The 17,920-nt window shown below is 72.1% G+C and carries 17 protein-coding genes and 2 pseudogenes; 13 read left to right on the top strand and 6 right to left on the bottom strand.

Annotated features, from left to right (window positions below; translation table 11 throughout):
* Nucleotides 1-168 precede the first annotated feature (168 nt).
* The 9 genes and pseudogenes from ACFCXS_RS18485 to ACFCXS_RS18445 all read left to right on the top strand — a co-directional run bounded on the left by ACFCXS_RS18485 (nucleotide 169) and on the right by ACFCXS_RS18445 (nucleotide 7,231).
* Complete coding sequence (locus ACFCXS_RS18485) at nucleotides 169-969, top strand: crotonase/enoyl-CoA hydratase family protein (RefSeq protein WP_376644391.1); 801 nt, start codon at nucleotides 169-171, stop codon at nucleotides 967-969.
* A 119-nt stretch (nucleotides 970-1,088) separates the two neighbouring features.
* Nucleotides 1,089-2,030 (top strand): Zn-ribbon domain-containing OB-fold protein, encoded by a 942-nt coding sequence (locus ACFCXS_RS18480; RefSeq protein ID WP_376644390.1) that lies wholly within the window; start codon nucleotides 1,089-1,091, stop codon nucleotides 2,028-2,030.
* Entirely contained in the window at nucleotides 2,027-3,091 is a 1,065-nt protein-coding gene (locus ACFCXS_RS18475; protein ID WP_376644389.1) for a thiolase domain-containing protein, read from the top strand. The genes ACFCXS_RS18480 and ACFCXS_RS18475 overlap by 4 nt, the downstream gene beginning before the upstream one ends.
* Nucleotides 3,088-4,254: a thiolase domain-containing protein gene (locus ACFCXS_RS18470; protein ID WP_376644388.1), complete on the top strand. Its 1,167-nt coding sequence runs from the start codon at nucleotides 3,088-3,090 to the stop codon at nucleotides 4,252-4,254. The genes ACFCXS_RS18475 and ACFCXS_RS18470 overlap by 4 nt, the downstream gene beginning before the upstream one ends.
* 82 nt (nucleotides 4,255-4,336) lie before the next feature.
* The gene (locus tag ACFCXS_RS18465; RefSeq protein ID WP_104786506.1) at nucleotides 4,337-4,579 is read left to right on the top strand and encodes a DUF397 domain-containing protein; all 243 of its coding nucleotides are present in this window, start codon (nucleotides 4,337-4,339) and stop codon (nucleotides 4,577-4,579) included.
* Between the two features lie 160 nt (nucleotides 4,580-4,739).
* Nucleotides 4,740-5,645, top strand: coding sequence for a universal stress protein (locus tag ACFCXS_RS18460; RefSeq protein ID WP_376644387.1), 906 nt, complete (start codon nucleotides 4,740-4,742; stop codon nucleotides 5,643-5,645).
* 40 nt (nucleotides 5,646-5,685) lie between these two features.
* Nucleotides 5,686-5,877 (top strand): annotated as a pseudogene (locus tag ACFCXS_RS18455) (ABATE domain-containing protein); the annotation flags it as partial.
* A 234-nt stretch (nucleotides 5,878-6,111) separates the two neighbouring features.
* Nucleotides 6,112-6,555: pseudogene (locus ACFCXS_RS18450) on the top strand (CGNR zinc finger domain-containing protein); the annotation flags it as partial.
* Between the two features lie 178 nt (nucleotides 6,556-6,733).
* Nucleotides 6,734-7,231: a hypothetical protein gene (locus tag ACFCXS_RS18445; protein WP_062931252.1), complete on the top strand. Its 498-nt coding sequence runs from the start codon at nucleotides 6,734-6,736 to the stop codon at nucleotides 7,229-7,231.
* 68 nt (nucleotides 7,232-7,299) lie between these two features.
* On the opposite strand, the gene ACFCXS_RS18440 is transcribed toward ACFCXS_RS18445, so the two are convergent.
* Nucleotides 7,300-8,439 carry an aminoglycoside phosphotransferase family protein gene (locus tag ACFCXS_RS18440; protein ID WP_376644386.1) on the bottom strand — a complete coding sequence of 380 codons (1,140 nt, stop codon included), beginning with the start codon at nucleotides 8,437-8,439 and terminating at the stop codon, nucleotides 7,300-7,302.
* Between the two features lie 232 nt (nucleotides 8,440-8,671).
* Between ACFCXS_RS18440 and ACFCXS_RS18435 the strand changes: the two genes are divergently transcribed.
* Nucleotides 8,672-10,165, top strand: a complete 1,494-nt coding sequence (locus ACFCXS_RS18435; protein ID WP_376644385.1) for a hypothetical protein — start codon at nucleotides 8,672-8,674, stop codon at nucleotides 10,163-10,165.
* 15 nt (nucleotides 10,166-10,180) lie between these two features.
* Here the strand turns inward: ACFCXS_RS18435 and ACFCXS_RS18430 are convergent, their stop codons facing one another.
* A complete protein-coding gene (locus ACFCXS_RS18430) occupies nucleotides 10,181-11,590 on the bottom strand; it encodes a PP2C family protein-serine/threonine phosphatase (protein ID WP_376644384.1) in 1,410 nt (469 codons plus the stop codon).
* 655 nt (nucleotides 11,591-12,245) lie between these two features.
* Between ACFCXS_RS18430 and ACFCXS_RS18425 the strand changes: the two genes are divergently transcribed.
* Both ACFCXS_RS18425 and ACFCXS_RS18420 read left to right on the top strand, forming a co-directional pair.
* Nucleotides 12,246-12,494, top strand: a complete 249-nt coding sequence (locus ACFCXS_RS18425) for a hypothetical protein (protein WP_376644383.1) — start codon at nucleotides 12,246-12,248, stop codon at nucleotides 12,492-12,494.
* Nucleotides 12,495-12,585: 91 nt separating this feature from the next.
* Entirely contained in the window at nucleotides 12,586-13,191 is a 606-nt protein-coding gene (locus tag ACFCXS_RS18420; RefSeq protein ID WP_376644382.1) for a dihydrofolate reductase family protein, read from the top strand.
* Nucleotides 13,192-13,246: 55 nt separating this feature from the next.
* Here the strand turns inward: ACFCXS_RS18420 and ACFCXS_RS18415 are convergent, their stop codons facing one another.
* Nucleotides 13,247-14,341, bottom strand: a complete 1,095-nt coding sequence (locus ACFCXS_RS18415) for a chemotaxis protein (RefSeq protein WP_376644381.1) — start codon at nucleotides 14,339-14,341, stop codon at nucleotides 13,247-13,249.
* Between the two features lie 49 nt (nucleotides 14,342-14,390).
* Nucleotides 14,391-15,962 carry an alpha/beta hydrolase gene (locus tag ACFCXS_RS18410; RefSeq protein ID WP_376644380.1) on the bottom strand — a complete coding sequence of 524 codons (1,572 nt, stop codon included), beginning with the start codon at nucleotides 15,960-15,962 and terminating at the stop codon, nucleotides 14,391-14,393.
* 294 nt (nucleotides 15,963-16,256) lie between these two features.
* Between ACFCXS_RS18410 and ACFCXS_RS18405 the strand changes: the two genes are divergently transcribed.
* Entirely contained in the window at nucleotides 16,257-16,934 is a 678-nt protein-coding gene (locus ACFCXS_RS18405; protein WP_376644379.1) for a chaplin, read from the top strand.
* A gap of 12 nt (nucleotides 16,935-16,946) precedes the next feature.
* Here the strand turns inward: ACFCXS_RS18405 and ACFCXS_RS18400 are convergent, their stop codons facing one another.
* Entirely contained in the window at nucleotides 16,947-17,681 is a 735-nt protein-coding gene (locus ACFCXS_RS18400) for a class I SAM-dependent methyltransferase (protein WP_376644378.1), read from the bottom strand.
* Nucleotides 17,678-17,800 (bottom strand): hypothetical protein, encoded by a 123-nt coding sequence (locus ACFCXS_RS18395; protein ID WP_376644377.1) that lies wholly within the window; start codon nucleotides 17,798-17,800, stop codon nucleotides 17,678-17,680. Before ACFCXS_RS18395 ends, ACFCXS_RS18400 begins: the two co-directional genes overlap by 4 nt.
* Nucleotides 17,801-17,920: the final 120 nt, after the last annotated feature.

Here is a 17,920-nt window from a genome sequence, read left to right as displayed (position 1 = left end):
TCCTGACCCCGGGCGTACCTGGCATCGGACGGTTCGCGGTCATCAGAGCAAAGGGCGGTCCAAGTGTGAAGGGTCCGCGCGAAAGAATCTGACTGCCTGTCAGAAAACCCTTGAAGTGCTTCGCTCCCTACTGCAACCTGTTCTCGTTCCAGGAGAGGGGAGTTCGCCATGGGTGGGACGGAACACCTCACCGTGCAGCGCGAAGGCGCCACACTGGTGCTCACGCTCAACAGGCCGCAGGCCAGGAACGCGCTCTCACTGCCGATGCTCGTCGGCCTCCACGACGGGTGGCTGGAGGCCGACGCGGACGACTCGGTCCGCTCGGTCGTCCTGACCGGCGCGGGCGGCTCGTTCTGCTCCGGCATGGACCTCAAGGCCCTCGCCGGAAACGGCATGGCCGGAGAGGAGTACCGGGACCGGCTCAAGGCCGACCCGGACCTGCACTGGAAGGCGATGCTGCGCCATCACCGTCCGCGCAAGCCGGTGATCGCCGCCGTCGAGGGGTACTGCGTCGCGGGCGGCACCGAGATGCTCCAGGGCACCGACATCCGCGTCGCCGCCGAGTCCGCGACCTTCGGCCTGTTCGAGGTGAAGCGGGGCCTGTTCCCCATCGGCGGCTCCACGGTCCGGCTGCAACGCCAGATCCCGCGCACCCACGCCCTGGAGATGCTCCTCACGGGCCGCCCCTACAGTGCCCGCGAGGCCGCCTCCGTCGGCCTGGTCGGCCACGTCGTCCCCGACGGCACGGCACTGAGCAGGGCGCTGGAGATCGCCGAACAGATCAACTCCTGCGGTCCGCTGGCCGTCGAGGCCGTCAAGGCGTCCGTCTACGAGACCGCCGAGATGACCGAGACCGACGGCCTCGCCGCCGAACTCACCCGCGGCTGGCCCGTCTTCGACACCGCCGACGCCAAGGAGGGCGCCCGCGCCTTCGCGGAGAAGCGACCACCCGTCTACAAGCGCGCGTAGCACCGCACCGGCTTCGGCCGGTCCAGAGCCGCGGGCCGTCGGTGGCTGAGCGCGCAGTTCCCCGCGCCCCCCACGGGGCGCGCCCCGTGCACGCCGATCGAGAAGGAGGCAGGCCCTCGATGTCCGCAGTTCTCAAGGCGCCGCTCGTCGTCGAATTTCCCTTCACCCGCTCCCTCGGGCCCGTCCAGAGCGCCTTCCTGACCGGCCTGCGGGAACGGGTGATCCTCGGGGTGAAGACCCGCGACGGCCGCACCCTGGTCCCGCCCGTCGAGTACGACCCCGTCACGGCCGAGGAGATCAACGAACTCGTCCACGTCGGTGTCACGGGCACCGTCACGACCTGGGCCTGGAACCACGAACCCCGCCGCGGCCAGCCCCTGGAGACGCCCTTCGCCTGGGTCCTGGTGCGACTCGACGGCGCCGACACCGCCCTCCTGCACGCCCTCGACGCCCCCGGCCCGGACGCCGTCCGCACCGGCATGCGCGTCCGCGTCCGCTGGGCCGGCGAACGCACCGGTGCCATCACGGACATCGCCTGCTTCGAGCCGTACGACACAGAGGCCTCCACCGTCACCGCCCACGCCGGCGAGTTCGAGGACCCCGTCACCGGCATCGTCGCCGAGGCCCGCCTCGACTACACCTACTCGCCCGGCCGCGCCCAGACCGCCTACATCAACGCCCTCTCCGGCCGGCGGACCGTCGGCGAACGCTGCCCGTCGTGCCGCAAGGTGTACGTCCCGCCGAGGGGGGCCTGCCCCACCTGCGGGGTCGCCACGTCCGAGCAGGTCGAAGTGGGCCCGCGCGGCACCGTGACCACCTTCTGCATCGTCAACATCAAAGCGAGGAACCTCGACATCGAGGTGCCGTACGTCTACGCCCACATCGCCCTCGACGGCGCCGGCCTCGCGCTGCACGGCCGGATCGGCGGCATCCCCTACGACGAGGTCCGCATGGGCCTGCGCGTCGAGCCCGTGTGGACCGAGGGCGCCCGCTACCCCGACCACTACCGGCCCACCGGCGAACCCGACGCGGACTACGACACCTACAGGGAGCTGCTGTGACGAGCGCACCGCGGGACCGCGAGATCGCAGTCGTCGCCTTCGCCCAGACCGACCACCGGCGCACCAGCGACGAGCTCTCCGAGGTGGAGATGCTGATGCCGGTGCTCCACGAGGTGCTCGACTCCACCGGCCTGAAGACCGCCGACATCGACTTCACCTGCTCCGGCTCCAGCGACTACCTCGCCGGCCGCGCCTTCTCCTTCACCCTCGCCCTCGACGGCGTCGGCGCCTGGCCGCCGATCTCCGAGTCGCACGTCGAGATGGACGGCGCCTGGGCCCTGTACGAGGCCTGGACGAAACTCCTCACCGGCGACGCCGACACCGCCCTGGTCTACTCGTACGGCAAGTCCTCGCCCGGCTCGGTCCGCGACGTCCTGACCCGCCAGCTCGACCCGTACTACACGGCCCCCCTGTGGCCCGACTCCGTGGCCCTCGCCGCCCTCCAGGCGCAGGCCCTCATCGACGCCGGTGACGCCGACGAACCCGCCCTCGCCGCCGTCGCCTCCCGCAACCGTGAGGCGGCGCGAGCCAACCCGCACGCACAGCTGCGCGGCCCCGTGCCGCAGGGCGACTACCTCGTCCAGCCCCTGCGCACCGGCGACTGCCCGCCCGTCGGCGACGGCGCCGCCGCAGTGATCCTCGCGGCGGGGGACCGGGCCCGTGAGCTGTGCGCACGCCCCGCCTGGATCCGCGGCATCGACCACCGCATCGAGGCCCACGCCCTGGGCGTGCGCGACCTGACCGACTCGCCGTCGACCCGCCTGGCCGCCGAGCGGGCCGGCGCCTTCGAGCGGCCCGTCGACACCGCAGAACTGCACGCACCCTTCACCGCGCAGGAGATCGTCCTGCGCAAGGCCCTCCGGCTGGGCGACGACGTGGACGTGAACCCCTCAGGCGGAGCCCTCGCCGCCCACCCGATCATGGCCGCCGGCCTCATCCGCATCGGCGAGGCCGCCGCCCGCATCCACAGCGGAGCGTCCGACCGCGCCCTCGCCCACGCCACCTCCGGCCCCTGTCTCCAGCAGAACCTGGTCGCCGTACTCGAAGGGGGTCCCCGATGAGCAAGGAGCCCGTGGCCGTCGTCGGCATCGGCCAGACCAGGCACGTCGCGGCCCGCCGGGACGTGTCCCTCGCGGGACTGGTCCGGGAGGCTGCGCAACGCGCCCTGAAGGACGCCGAGTTGACCTGGGCCGACATCGACGCCGTCGTCATCGGCAAGGCGCCCGACTTCTTCGAGGGCGTCATGATGCCGGAGCTCTACCTCGCCGACGCCCTCGGCGCCGTCGGCAAACCCATGCTCCGGGTGCACACCGCCGGCTCCGTCGGCGGCTCCACCGCGCTCGTCGCCGCGAACCTCGTCGCGGCCCGCGTCCACGGCACCGTCCTCACCCTCGCCTTCGAAAAGCAGTCCGAGTCGAACGCCATGTGGGGCCTCTCCCTGCCCATCCCCTTCCAGCAGCCCCTGCTGGCCGGTGCGGGCGGGTTCTTCGCACCGCACATCCGCGCCTACATGCGCCGCAGCGGCGCACCCGAGACGATCGGCGCCCTCGTGGCCTACAAGGACCGCCGCAACGCGCTGAAGAACCCCTACGCCCACCTGCACGAACACGACATCACCCTCGACAGGGTGATGGCCTCGCCCATGCTGTGGGACCCGATCCGCTACTCGGAGACCTGCCCCTCCTCCGACGGCGCCTGCGCCATGATCCTCACCGACCGCGCCGGCGCCGCCAGGGCCCCGCGGCCGCCCGCCTGGATGCTGGGCGGCGCGATGCGCAGCGAACCGACCCTCTTCGCCGGCAAGGACTTCGTCTCCCCGCAGGCCGGGCAGGACTGTGCCGCGGACGTCTACCGGCAGGCCGGGATCACCGACCCCCGCCGCGAGATCGACGGCGCCGAGATCTACGTGCCGTTCTCCTGGTACGAACCCATGTGGCTGGAGAACCTGGGCTTCGCCGACGAGGGCGAGGGCTGGAAGCTCACCGAGGCGGGCGTGACCGAACTGGACGGGGATCTGCCCGTCAACATGTCGGGCGGTGTGCTGTCCACCAACCCCATCGGCGCCTCCGGCATGATCCGCTTCGCGGAAGCGGCGCTCCAGGTGCGGGGACAGGCCGGAGAACACCAGGTGGACGGGGCGCGCAGGGTCCTCGGACACGCCTACGGCGGCGGCTCGCAGTTCTTCTCGATGTGGCTGGTGGGCGACCGTCCCCCGGACTCCTGAAAGGTCGCCTTCACGTGCCCTGTCGGCCGTGGGACACGATCGCTAGGCTGGCCGCGGACGACGAACCGGGAGGAGCACGGACGTGGCCGAGACCACCACCCAGCAGCGCCCGCTCACAGGCTGGGACAAGCCGGAGCTTGACCTCACAGACGCACAGTGGCAGTCCAGCAGCCGAGGGCGGGGGGATGTGCAGATCGCCTTCGTGGAGGGCTTCATCGCCATGCGCAACAGTGCCCGCCCGGAGAGCCCCTCGCTGATCTTCACGCCCGCCGAGTGGGGCGCCTTCGTCTCGGGAGCGCGGGAGGGGGAGTTCGACCTCACCTGAGGACGGGGCGCAGCGTTCCGGACGGCCGGGATCAGACGGCCGATCCGGGGGTGTTCCCTCCGCGTTTGCGGACACGCCACGGGAGGCGTCCTCCCGGAGTCACCGCCTGAGTCAGGCTGGCCCCGGGAGGGGACGGCCGGATCCCGGAGGTGAGGAACCCATGAGCACCCTGCCCGTCGTCGCGGCGGTCGACGGTTCGGACGACAGCCTGCGTGCCCTGGAGTGGGCCGTGGACGCCGCCCGCCGGTGCGCGGCACCCCTGCGCGTGGCGCACGTCCGCCAGTACGCCCATTGGGCACAGCAGTCACAGGTGCTCGCCGCCCTGCGGGCGGACCCGCAGGACGACCCCGTTCTGGACCAGGCCCGCGCCCACCTGGAGGGGCTGCGAGATCAGCCGGACACGGAGTACGCCGGCCTGGAGGGTGCGGTCGGCGCGGTCCTGTCCGGACTGGGAGCCACGGCCCAGCTGCTGGTACTCGGCTCCCGGGGCCGCGGCGGCTTCGCGAGTCTGCTGCTCGGCTCCACCGGCATGGCCGCCGCCCGTGATGCCGAGTGCCCCGTCGTCGTGGTGCCCCGGCCCGGACGCGAGGCCGACGGCGAGGCGCCGGGCGGCCCCGGCTCGCGCGTGGTCGTCGGCGTGAAGGTGGACGGCCCCGACGAGGCCACACTCGAGTTCGCCTTCGCCGAGGCCGTCCGGCGTGAGGCCCGGCTCCAGGCGGTCGCCGCCTACCCCTGGCCCGCGCAGCCCTGGATGATGCCCGGGGACATGCCCCCGCCGATCGTCGACCAGGACGTCATCGAGGACGAGACCCGGGTCCTCGCCGACGGTTTTCTCGCCCCGTACCGCGAGCGGCACCCCGAGGTCACGGTCGAACTGCTCCCGTCGGCGGGCGATGCGGCGGGCCACCTCGTCGCGGCGTCCCGGGGTGCCGGCCTCGTCGTCGTCGGCCGCCACCGGCGGCGCCTGCTCTCACCCGTCCGCATGATGGGCTCGGTCACCCACGCCGTCCTGCTGCACTCCGTGAGCCCGGTCGCCGTCGTGCCGCCGTCGCCCTCGCAGGACTGACCCGGCCGTGATGGATACGGCCGGGCCTATCATCGGCCGCATGCGGGAACCGATCAGCAGGGACGCCCGGCTCGCCCTGGACCTGGCCCTCACCATCCGCCACGACGGCAACGGCGGCGTCGCCGACGACCTGACCGACCCGGCAGGCCTGACCGTGTGGGTCCGGGCCCACCCCGAAGCCCTGCCGGCCGGAGCCCGCACCCGGGCCGACGGCCGGGGCGCGGTGCCCCAGCCTTTCGACGGCGACCGTCACGCGGCCGGCGCAGATGCCCGAGGGACGGAGCCCCAGCGCTCCGACGGTGACCGTCAAACTGGCGGCGCGGATGCTCAGGGGGCGGCGTCGCAGCCCGGCGACGGTGACCGTCACACCGGCGGCGCGGATACCCGGGGGCCGGTGTCGCAGCCCGGCGGCGCGGATGCCCGGGGGCCGGTGTCGCAGCCCGGCGGTGGTGACCGTCATGCCGCCGGATTCACCGCCGACGCCGCGCAGCTCACCGCCGTCCGCGCGTTGCGGGCCGCCGTCCGTGCGCTCTTCGCCCGGGCCGTGCGCCCCGGCGAGCCGAGCCCCGCGGACGCGACCCGCCTCATGCCCCTGCCGGAGGCGGTGCGGCACCTGAACGAGGCGGCCGCCCGAGTCCCCACCGTGCCGGTCCTCGACTGGCCCGAGGACGCCGGCCCGGTCGTCCACCGCAGGCCGGCCGGTGCCGGTGACGATCTGATCGCGTCCCTGGCCCACGCCGTGATCGCGTTCCTCGCGAGCTCCGATCGCGACCGGCTGCGGGCCTGCCACGCGCCGCGCTGTGTGCGGTACTTCCTCAAGGAGCACCCACGCCAGGAGTGGTGCAAACCCTCCTGCGGCAACCGTGCCCGCGTGGCCCGCCACCACCAGCGGCACAGGGCGACGGCCTAGACCGGCCGGCCGGGCCCGCCCGAGTGGTCCGGCGCCACGACCGCAACAGGGGGACGGCCTGGACCGGCCGGGGCCCGCCCACGTCGTCCGGAGCTCGCCCCGGTACCGGGCGAGAACCCTCCACCCGGTCCGTCGCCCGCCCCGCACTTCGCAGGCCGCGGCACGTACCATGGGCGACATGTCGTTCCTCCGCCGCCGCAGCGCCACCCCCGCCGGGCCCGACTTCGACGTACTGGCCATGGACCCGGGCGACTGGCCCGGCAACCTCGGTGCGGGACTGCTGCCCGCCCCCGACGGCACCTGCCAGGGCGTCTTCCTGCGCTACGACCTCTTCGGCGGCCGCGGCCCCGCGATGATCATCGGCAATCTGCCGGAGGGATCCCCGGCCCGTGAGGTCCCCGAGGGAGAGGTCCCCTTCGAGGTGGCCCAGCTGCTGCTGGCCCTGGAGAACGACGAGGAGGTCACCGTCGTCAGCACCGAGGACGTACCGGTCATGCAGGGCGACAACCTTCTGATCGTGCGCCGCGTCAAGCTCTCCGAGAGCCGGATCTCCTGCGTGCAGTTCGACCGCAGCGACAACGTCCTCGTGACCATCGCCGCCTGGGACCGCCCCATCACGGACGATCTCTACGCCCTCCTCAAACCGCTGCCCGCGGAACTCTTCCAGCAGGGCTGAGCCGAACCGCCGCACACGAAGAGGCCGCCGTACACCGGGCCAGGTGTACGGCGGCCCCTTCGTCCCCGTCAGCGAGTGCCGACCGCCGCGCGCACGGCGCGCCGGGCCAACTGGCAGTCGTCGTGCAGCCGCCGCAGCAGCAGGCGCTGCTCCTCGCCGGTCGGCGCAGCACCCGGGTGGGCCGTGCCCGGTGCCGCCGGGGCCGGATCGTGCATCGAACGTTGCACGGCCGTCTCGTAGGTCCGGATCTCACGGGTCAGCACCAGCATCAGGTTCACCAGGAAGGCGTCCCTGGAGGCGGGCCCCGCCGACTGCGCGATCTGGCTGATCTGACGACGGGCGACCGGTGCGTCCCCGAGCACCGACCACAGGGTCGCCAGGTCGTATCCCGGCAGGTACCAGCCCGCGTGCTCCCAATCCACCAGCACTGGACCGGCCGGTGACAGGAGAATGTTCGACAGCAGCGCGTCGCCGTGGCAGAACTGGCCCATGCCCTGCCGCCCGGAGGCCTGCGCGATGCCGTGCAGCAGTTTCTGCAGGTCGCCCAGGTCCCGGTCGGTGAGCAGGCCCAGCTCGTGGTACCGGGAGATCCGGGTCGCGTAGTCGAGCGGGGCGTCGAACGTGCCCGCGGGCGGCCGCCAGGCGTTCAGCCGGCAGATCGCACCGAGTGCCGCTCTGATGTCCGCCCGGGGCGGTGCCTCCGCCGGGTGTCGCTGGAGCGCCGCCACCCGGCCCGGCATCCGCTCGATCACCAGCGTGCAGTTGTCCGGGTCCGCCGCGATCAGTCTCGGCGCCCGCACGGGTGGGCGGTGCCGGACGAACGAGCGGTATGCCGCTATCTCGTGGCGGATCCGCTCGGACCAGGCGGGCGAGTGGTCCAGTAAACACTTGGCGACAGCCGTGCTGCGACCGGTCGTGCCGACCAGGAGCACGGACCGTCCGTTGCGGCGCAGCACCTGCACCGGGGCGAACTCCGGGCAGATGCGGTGCACGGACGCGATCGCCGTGCGCAGCTGCGCGCCCTGGGGGCCGGACAAGTCGAGTCTCCCGCTGAGCGGTTGGGTGCCGAGGACCGCGCCGCGCCGAGCCCTGCCCGCACCGAGCACGGGGGCCGCCGACCGCGCGGGGGCGAGGTAGGGGCCGCTGTCCGTGGGACGCGGGTGCAGCGACCGGGGCGGTGCGGACACGGAGGACGATGCTGCGTACATGGGCGAAACAGATCCCTTCGTGTGCCTGCGACGACAGCGCACCACCCGGCCCGGATGCCCGGGAGAACCCTGGGGAGTGTCCCTGGCGACCGGGTCGAGGTGGCGCGTTCCTACCTGACACCGGATGGCCGGTGGCACACCATCTGGCGAACCCTGGCGAACCCTGGCGAATAGTCGCCCGGCAAGTCTCCCCGGGCTACTGTCAACTCAGCCGAGAACCTGGGGGCTTGACGTGAGCGGACAACCCAACACCCGGCTCGCGGACCTGTTCGGCCTGGCCGGCTGGTCCAAGGGCGAACTCGCGAGGCTGGTCAACCGGCAGGCGGCGGCCATGGGCCATCCCCAGCTGTCGACCGACACCTCCCGGGTGCGGCGGTGGATCGACACGGGAGAGATCCCGCGCGATCCGGTGCCGCGGGTGCTGGCGGCTCTGTTCACCGAGCGTCTCGGCCGTGTCGTGACCATCGAGGACCTCGGTCTGGTCCGGCACGGGCGTGCGGGGAAACGGCAGGACGGCGGGAGCGCGGATGCTCCCGACGGCGTGCCGTGGGCGCCCGAGCGGACGGCTGCGGTCCTCACCGAATTCACGGGAATGGACCTCATGCTCAACCGACGCGGCTTGGTGGGCGCGGGCGCCGCGCTCGCCGCGGGATCCGCACTCAGCAGCGCCATGTACGACTGGCTGCACACCGACCCTTCCCTGGCTGCCGACGCCCCCGGCCCCGACCATCCCCTGCACGCCGACCCCGCTGGGTACGACCGCTACGAGGCCGCCCCCATCGGGTCGCAGGAGATCGAGGAACTGGAGCGCTCGGTCGAGGTGTTCCGCGCCTGGGACGCCGCCCGCGGCGGCGGGCTCCAGCGCAAGGCCGTGGTGGGCCAGCTCAACGAGGTGGGCGGCATCCTCGCCTACCGTCATCCACCCCACCTCCAGCGGCGCCTGTGGGGCGTCGCCGCCAACCTCGCCGTCCTCGCGGGCTGGATGTCGCACGACGTCGGCCTGGAACCCACGGCCCAGAAGTACTTCGTCATCGCCGCGCACGCGGCCAGAGAGGGCGGGGACCGTCCCCGCGCGGGCGAGGCCCTCTCCCGCGCGGCCCGTCAGATGGTGCACCTGGGCAAGCCGGACGACGCCCTGGACCTGATGAAGCTCGCCACGTCCGGTTCGGGCGACGAGGTGCAGCCCCGCACCCGGGCGATGCTCTACACCATCGAGGCCTGGGCACAGGCCTCCATGGGCAAGGGCCAGGCGATGCGCCGCACCCTGGGGCGGGCGGAGGATCTGTTCGTCTCCGACAAGGGCGACGTCCCGCCGCCGGACTGGATGCAGACCTTCAAGGAGGAGGACCTGTACGGCATGCAGGCCCTGGCCTACCGCACGCTCGCCGAGTTCGAGCCGGGCGCCGCGGCGCATGCCCAGCACTACGGGGAGAAGGCCCTCGCCCTGCGGATCGACGGCCGGCAGCGGTCGAAGATCTTCGACTATCTGTCGATGGCGTCGGCCTGCTTCATCGCGGACGACCCCGAACAGGCCGACCGGTACGCGCGTCTGGCCCTGGTGTCGATGGGGTCCAACTCCTCCCATCGCACGTGGGACCGGCTGCGTCAGATGTACCAGCTCACGGCCGAGTACTCCGGCTACCCGAGGATCCAGGAGCTGCGGGAGGAGATCAAGCTGGCCCTGCCGAGGACGAAGGGCAGGGGTGCCGACCTCGCGCAGGCCTGAGTCGGGCGAGTTTCCTTACGACATCACCTTGGCCATGAGCACACAGGCGTTGTCCTCGCGTGCGCCCTCGCCGAACTCCTGGACCACGGCCCGCAGGCAGTCCTGCGCTGTGCGGTGCGTGGCCAGGCGGGGTGCCAGACCGAGGAGCAGCTGTGCGGCCGCCGATCCCGTGTGCCCGGGCACCAGCCCGTCGGTGTGCAGGAGCAGCAGGTCGCCCACCTCGAGCGTCTCTTCGGCCTGTCCGTAGACGGCGCCCGAGGTGGCGCCCAGCAGGACACCGTCGGGTGCGTTCAGCACCCGCCCCGTCCCGTCGCGGAACAGCAGCGGGGCGGGGTGTCCGGCCTGCGCCCACACCAGGGCCCGGGTCGCGGGCCGGTAACGGCAGCAGACGGTGCTGCCCAGGGCGGGTTGCACCGTGGCGTCGAGCAACTGGTTGAGCCAGGCCATCAACTGTCCCGGCTGCGCACCGGCCATGGCCATGCCGCGTACGGCACCGAGCAGCATGGTCATGTTCGACGTGACGCCGACACCCTGGCCGGTGAGATCGCCGACGCTGAGGAGCGTTTCGCCGTCGGTCAGTTCGAGTGCGTCGTACCAGTCGCCGCCGAGGAGTGTGTGCGTCGAGGCCGGGAGGTGGTGGGAGGCGAGGTCGAGGGTCGCGGGGCCGCGGTGCGGGAGCCGCAGGGAGCCGCGCCACTGCGGCAGCACGGCCTCCTGCAGCTCGACCGCGAGCCGCTGCTCGCTCCGCGCGGCCTCCTGCCGGTGGCGGAGCGAGTCACGGGTCTCGCTCACCGCCCGCTGGCTGCGGCGCAGTTCGCTCACGTCCCGCAGCACGGCCCACATCGAGGCGGTGCTGCCGTCCGTGTCGAGCACCGGTTCGCCCATCATGTGGACGGTCCGTACGTCGTCGCCCCGGCGGGTGATGCGGAACTCGCCGTCGATGGGCCGTGCGTCGACGAGGCAGTCGGTGACCATCGCCGTCAGCTTCGGACGGTCCTCGTCCACAACGAGGGACGGCAGTTCGTCGAGGGTGAGGGGAGGGGCGGCCGGGTCGCGGCCCAGGATCTGGTAGAGCTCTGCGGACCAGCTGGCCTCGTCCGTCAGGAGGTTCCACTCCGCGCTGCCGACCCGGCTGAGCAGTGAGCCCGGTGCGGAGGCGGCGGGTTCCGGATCGGCGGCTGTGGGCAGGGGACCGTCCCGTAACTGGGCCAGGTGCTCGTCGAGGTCGTTGAGCTGGTGCAGGGCCAGGTCGTACAGGGCGCGTTGCCAGCGCTCGCGCGGGTGGTCCGCTCCCTCCCCCTCGGTGTCGCGGCGCACCGCGTCCACGTCGCCCTTGAGCCGCCGCGTCTGCGATATGAGCGCGTCGACCGAGCCGCGGCGGGGCGGCTGGGCGGCTGAGCGGTCCGCGGAGAGGTGGGACGGCATGACGCACTCCGATGCGGGGACGGGACGACCAGGGCGGACGGAGGGACCGTTACGACTGTTGCACAGCCCGCGACGCCCTGTAAGGGATTCGACGACACACGATACGGTGGTGCTTCTGGCATATGCCACAGTCTCGCGGAGTTACTGCGAGGTAGGCACGGGGTGCCCTACCCGGAGATCCAAGTCGTAGATTACACACGGCAGTTGACGCCCGATCGGGACGCCGGCGGGAGGCTGCTCCGGGTGTTCGACGGCCCCGTGTTCGAGCGCCACGAGCGGGCGCCTGGAACCCCTGACGGAACGATCCCCCGGGGCGTCGGATCACTGGCCGGTGTGCCGGTAGCGTCCGTTTCATGATCGACCTCGATGCGCTCGTCCGGCTCTGTCCACCGCCCGCCGTGTCACCACCTCCGGTGGATTGGGCGGAAGCCGAGAGCGATCTCGGTACGGCTCTGCCCTCCGATTACAAACAGCTCGTCGAGACCTACGGGGACGGCATCTTCGACGAGACGATCTGGCTGCTCGCCCCCTGCTCCGCCCACGTCGACTGCGACCTGCACGCACAGACGGCGGAACGGGAGGAGATCCTGGCCGACCTGTGGGAGTTCGAGGACAGGCCGGCCGGCCTGGAGGAGTCGGGGGCGAGGGTCCTGCCGTGGGCCTTCGAGGAGGGTACGGTGCGTTCCTGTACTGGCTGGCGCGGCCCGGGCAGTCCCCCGACGACTGGACCGTGCTGTACAACGAGGGGCGCGGCCCCCTGTGGGAGCACCACGACACGGGGTGTCTCGCCTTTCTCCTCGCGGTGCTCACCGGAACCGCCGAGACGGAGTACTTCGGCAATCTCCACGACGTGCTGAAGCCTGCGGAGCACCGTTTCGCGACGGCCGATCAGGCCCTCGGATGACCGGACGGGTGATTCCCGCCGCGGCGGCGAGGCCTCGCCGATGAGTTTTCGGTGGTCGTGCGGTCCACCCCTCGAATGAAGGGAGCGCACCATGCGCAAGATCATTGTTTGCACGTTCCTGTCGCTGGACGGCGTCATGCAGGCGCCGGGCGGTCCGGACGAGGACGCCGAGAGCGGCTTCGAGCACGGTGGCTGGCAGAAGCCCGTCTCCGACGACGAGGTCGGCGCGGCCGTCGCCGGTTGGTACGAGCCCTCCGACGCGATGCTGCTCGGCCGCAAGACGTACGAGATCTTCGCGTCGTACTGGCCGGCCGCCGATCCCGGCAACCCGTTCACCGGGCGGATGAACAGCATGCGCAAGTACGTGGCGTCCCGGACCCTGACGTCCCTGGAGTGGGAGAACTCCACTCTGCTGGAGGGCGACGTCGCGGACGCCGTGCGCGAACTGAAGGCGTCCGACGGCGGCGACATCAACGTCGTCGGCAGCGGCGACCTCGCCCAGACGCTCATGCGGAACGACCTCGTCGACGAGTACCGGCTGACCATCCATCCGGTGATCATCGGCACCGGCAAGCGGCTGTTCGCCGACGGAGCGGTCCCGACCTCTCTGGAGCCGGTCAGCGTCTCGACGACGAAGAGCGGCACGGTCGTCGGCGTCTACCGGCCGACCGGCAAGCCGAGTTACGACAGCTATTAGGTTTCCGGCGGCACCGTCCTGCCGGCAGCCACCGGCAGGACGGCACCGCATCGACTCAGTACCGCAGCACCCCGGCCATGCCGTCCGCCTCGCCGAGTGTGCCGTCCGGGACGAAGCGGACGTCGGCCCCGGTCTCCAGGCACTGTTCGACGATCTCGTCCACGATGTCCTCGCGGGAGTCGAGGTCGCCGGTCTCGGCGAGGATCAGATGGTCCCCGGCGTCGCGGACCGTCACCCGGTAGTTCTCCTCGACCGCAAGCAGCCGGATGCGGCCGTCCCGTGCGCTCTGCCACAGTTCGTCGACACCGGCGGCGAACTCCCGCCGTCCGCGGGCCGTTTCGAGGGCACGGGTCACGGCCTCCGTGTTCCTGCGGGCCTCCGCCTCGACCACCGGCCGCACGGCCTGCCACACGGCCTCGGGGGTCCCGTGGGCGAGCCCGCCGTGCGGGATGTGCACCGCGCTCCGGGCTGTGGTGCCGACCTCGTCCAGCAGGGAGAGAGCGGCCGGCTCTCCGGTGACGTACAGCTGTCTCGGATGGTCGCGCAGCACGGCGCTCATCGCGGTGTCGGCCTCCCGGAGGAACTGGCGCGTGCGTTCCTCCCGGAAGGCGCTCGGGGTGTCGCCGATCCGCTGCTGCCGCTCCGGGTCGAAGTTCTCCACGCGCCGGGTCAGCGGGAAGCCGCCGAGGCGGGCCGCGGCCACCCGGTCGACTCCGCCGTTCCACAGTGTGGCGCGGTCCGCGGCGAGCGACAGGACCCAGAAGGGCCGCCCGGCCGTCTGTGCGGAGACGAGGTTGCGGGTGAGGAAGGTGTCCGAGAGCACGACACGTTCGGGCACGGACCTGGCCAGCGACCACACCTGGTGCTCGCCCGGTGCCGCGAAGATCGCCAGGCCGTCCTCGGCATGTGTCAGATCGACCTCGGTCAGAGCCCGGTCGAGGTGCCCGGCGACCTCGGCGCGTCGCTCACGGGTGACAGCCGGATCGGCCTCCAGCTGCCGCTTGGCCTCGGCGACCATGGTGCGCAGCCGGACCTGGTCCTGGGTGTTGTAGGGATCGCGGCGGTGGGTCGGCGTCAGTACGGAGACCGCGGGATAGGGGCGCGGGCGCCGCAGCTCGGCAAGGGTCGCGGGACTCAGAACGCTCTCCATGACAGAACGATAGAGCGAATTCACGATGAGGGCATTTGGGGCAATCGATTCATTCGTCGTCGCGGTCGGAGCCGCAGGAGCTCCCGTCCGGCGGCAGCGTTCCGTACAGCAGGAAGGCGTCGACCTTGCTGTGCACGCACTTCGACGAGCCGTAGCCGGTGTGGCCCTCGCCCCGGTTGTCGAGGACCACGGCCGACGATCCGAGTCGCCTCGCCGTCTCCACCGTCCAGCGGTACGGCGTGGCCGGGTCGCCCCGGGTGCCGACGAGCAGCATCCTCGGCGTGCCGACATCCTTGACGTCGTCGCGGATGTAGTCGGTGCCCTTGGGGCGGCCGTAGCACATCAGTACCTGGGTGAGCCGGTACCGTCCGAACACCGGGGACGCCTGCTCGTAGCGGGCGCGCAGCCGGCCGAGGTCCTCGGTGACCTGCGCGGCGGCGGGGCGGTCGGGATCGTCCGCGCAGTTGACCGCCATCAGCGCCGCCGGAAGGTTGTCGAGGGGGATGTCCGCGGGGTCGGTGAGTCCGGCGTGCGGGGTGCGCCGCAGCGGCAGGGTGAAGCCCCCGGTCAGGAAGGCCTCCAGGCCGCGGGTGTCGCCGTCCTCGAGGAGCTGGCCGACGGCCCGCTGCAGCGAGGGCCACAGCTCCCTGCTGTAGAGACCCTGCGCGAGGGCGCCCGCGAAATCCTGACCGGTGAACGCCTCACCGAAGTCGGTCGGCACCGGGTCCTTGTCGAGCGACTCGACCACCTGTACGACCTGCTCCCGGGCCTCTCGGGGATCGCGTCCGAACGGACAGGCGATGTCCTCGGTGCACCAGGTCAGGAAATTCTCCAGTGCGGTCTGCTGCCCCTGGGCGCTCGCCACACCCTGGTCGGCCAGCGGTTCGGTCAGTGTGTCGACGCCGTCCAGCACCATCCTGCCGACCTTCTCGGGGTACTGGGCCGCGTACACCGCGCCGAGCCGGCTCCCGTAGGAGAATCCCAGGTAGTTGAGCTTGCCGTCGCCCAGCGCGTCGCGCATCACGTCCAGGTCGCGAGCGGCGTTGACCGTGCCGATGTGGGGCAGGACCGGGCCCGAGTGCTCGGTGCACTCGGCCGCCGCCGCGCGCAGCTCCTCGAGCACGGCCCCGGGATCGGCCACGTCGCCGTTGCCGTCCGTCGCGTCCAGGGCGTTGTCCGAGGCGTTTCCGCAGCTCACCGGCGAGGAGCGGCCGACGCCGCGAGGGTCGAATGAGACGACGTCGTAGCCGTTCGTCAGGCCCATGAAGTCCTTGCCGCCCATGGCGAGTTGGGCCACGCCCTGACCGCCGGGGCCGCCGAAGTTCAGCAGCACCGAACCCCGGGATGTGCCCGTCGCCCGGTAGCGGGCGACGGCGAGGTCGAGGGTGCGCTTGCCGGGTCTGGCGTAGTCGAGCGGGACGGTGACCTTGCCGCACTGGAGGTCCTTCGGCATGTCCATGCCCTCGCACCTCGACCAGGTGACCTTCTGGTCGTAGAAGCGCGACAGGCCGGGCGGGGGGCCGTCGGCGGCCGGCAGTGCCGTGCCCAGCAGGGCGAGCCCGGCCGTGCCGGTGACCGCGCAGCGCCGTATCGAGGGGCGCGTGGACAGCTTGGCCAGCATCGATGCCTCCAAGGACGCGGGCGACCGAAGGGACCGGGGCGCCCTCGCTCACCATATGCGCGCCCCGAAGGCCTCGCCTCCGGGCGGCGGGGCCGCGCGGCGAACCGTGCCCCGCCAGGTCCGCCCTCGTGCGAGCCCGCATGCGCAGCCGGTATACGAAGGGTTTTACCGCTAGTTCGACAACCGGCCCGCTCGATGGAGTGAAAGGCCGATAAGCCATAACTCGGACCGGGCGGGCGGCGTTCTCTCCGGTGCGGGTGAGTGCCCGCGACGATGTCTGGAAGGCAGGGGTCCATGCGAAGGATGACCCGAAACGGAGTGATCGCCGTCGCCGCCGCCTCGGGCGCGATGGCCGTGACCGTCCCCGCGTACGCAGGTTCCGGCGCGGACGGCTCGGCGGCCGGTTCGCCGGGGGTGGTCTCCGGCAACACCGTCCAGCTGCCGGTGCACGTCCCGGTGAACGTGTGCGGGAACACGGTGAACGTGGTGGGGCTGCTGAACCCCGCCGCCGGCAACAGCTGCGCGAACCGGGACGAGGGGCGGGGCGGCCGGCCGGGCGGGTCCGGCGGTGCGGTCGCCGAGGGCAGTGCGACGGGCTCACCGGGAGTGGTCTCCGGCAAAGGCGTGCAGTTGCCGGTCGACCTCCCCGTCAACCTCACGGGCAACTCGGTCGACGTGGTCGGCATCGGCAACGCCTCGACCGGCAACGAGTCCTCGAACACCCCCGGCGAGCACCGCCCGGTCCGTCCCCAGCATCCGCCGAAGCCGGCCCCGAAGCCGGTGCCGAAGCCGACCCCGCCTCCCCGGTCGAACCCGGCCCCCGAACCGGCTCCGCGCACCGTCCCGCACGCCCGGGGCGCCTTGGCCCACACGGGCGCGAACCACGCCCTCCAGGGCGTGGCGGCGAGCGCGGCACTGGTCGCCGGGGGAGTGGTGCTGCGCCGGAGGTTCCGTCCGGGGGCCGACAGCTGACCCGCACGGGGGCTACACCGCCTCCGCCACCCCCGTGAGCAGCACCATCCCCGAGTCGCCGTGGTCGGGCAGGGTCGGGTTCATGTCGAGGTGGGTCACGTCCAGTTCCCTGGTCAGGGGCGCGAAGACCTCCGTGACGGTGGCCGGGCTCACCGGGCAGCCCGGCCAGCGGGAGGCCGGCCCGATGCGGTACGTCGGCATGTTCTCCATGAAGGCGGCGACCAGGCGACCGCCCGGCCGGACCGTGCGGACGAAGGTGCGGCAGAAGTCGGCGAACTCGGCGAAGTCCTCCGTCGCGCCCTCCGCGACGAAGTGCATGGAGGCGAGTTCGTACGTACCCCTCGGCAGGGACCGGACGTCGGCGTGGACGACGTCGACCGGCGCCAGCGCCCCGGCCAGGGTCGCCGGCACCTGGGGGTTGAGTTCCCGGCACAGTGCGTGGAACGGCAGCCAGCTCGCGTCGGGACGGTGACAGATCTGGTCCGTGAGATAGGCGACGTTGCTCGCTCCCGCCTCGACGGCGTCGATCCCGCGGCTCGCGGCGGACGCGAGCATCAGCGGGTAGAGGTTGGGGCCCGCCCCGAACTCCACCGAGCGGTCGATGCCGCCGGGCGGAAGACGCCGGTAGTAGGCGCTGTGGTGCGCGATGACCGCCGCGTCCCAGGGATGCACCTCGCGGTAGTTCTCCGCGAGGTAGTCGGCAACCGGCCAGCTGTCCCAGTCCACGTCGTCGTTGTGCGTCGTCATGGCCGGTGGTCCTTCAGCGGCACGGAAAAGCTGTCGCGCGCGGTCATGTGCACGACGATGACGCTCGCGACCGGTGCGATGTGGACGGCCGTGAGCCGACGGGCCGACAGCGAGGACATGGTGCCTCCCCCCGTCGGGGAGAGCGGGGCGGACGCCTGGTCTTGCGTCTGGTTCTGGTTGAAATCGATCATAGGTTCGCCCGCGAGGCTCTGCATCTCGGGCGGCCGCCCCACCGCCCG

The sequence above is a fragment of the Streptomyces sp. NPDC056373 genome (genome assembly GCF_042262425.1).
Classification (GTDB): domain Bacteria; phylum Actinomycetota; class Actinomycetes; order Streptomycetales; family Streptomycetaceae; genus Streptomyces.
The sequence above is the reverse complement of the archived record's forward strand: the minus strand, read 5'-3'. Positions and strand labels throughout refer to the sequence as shown.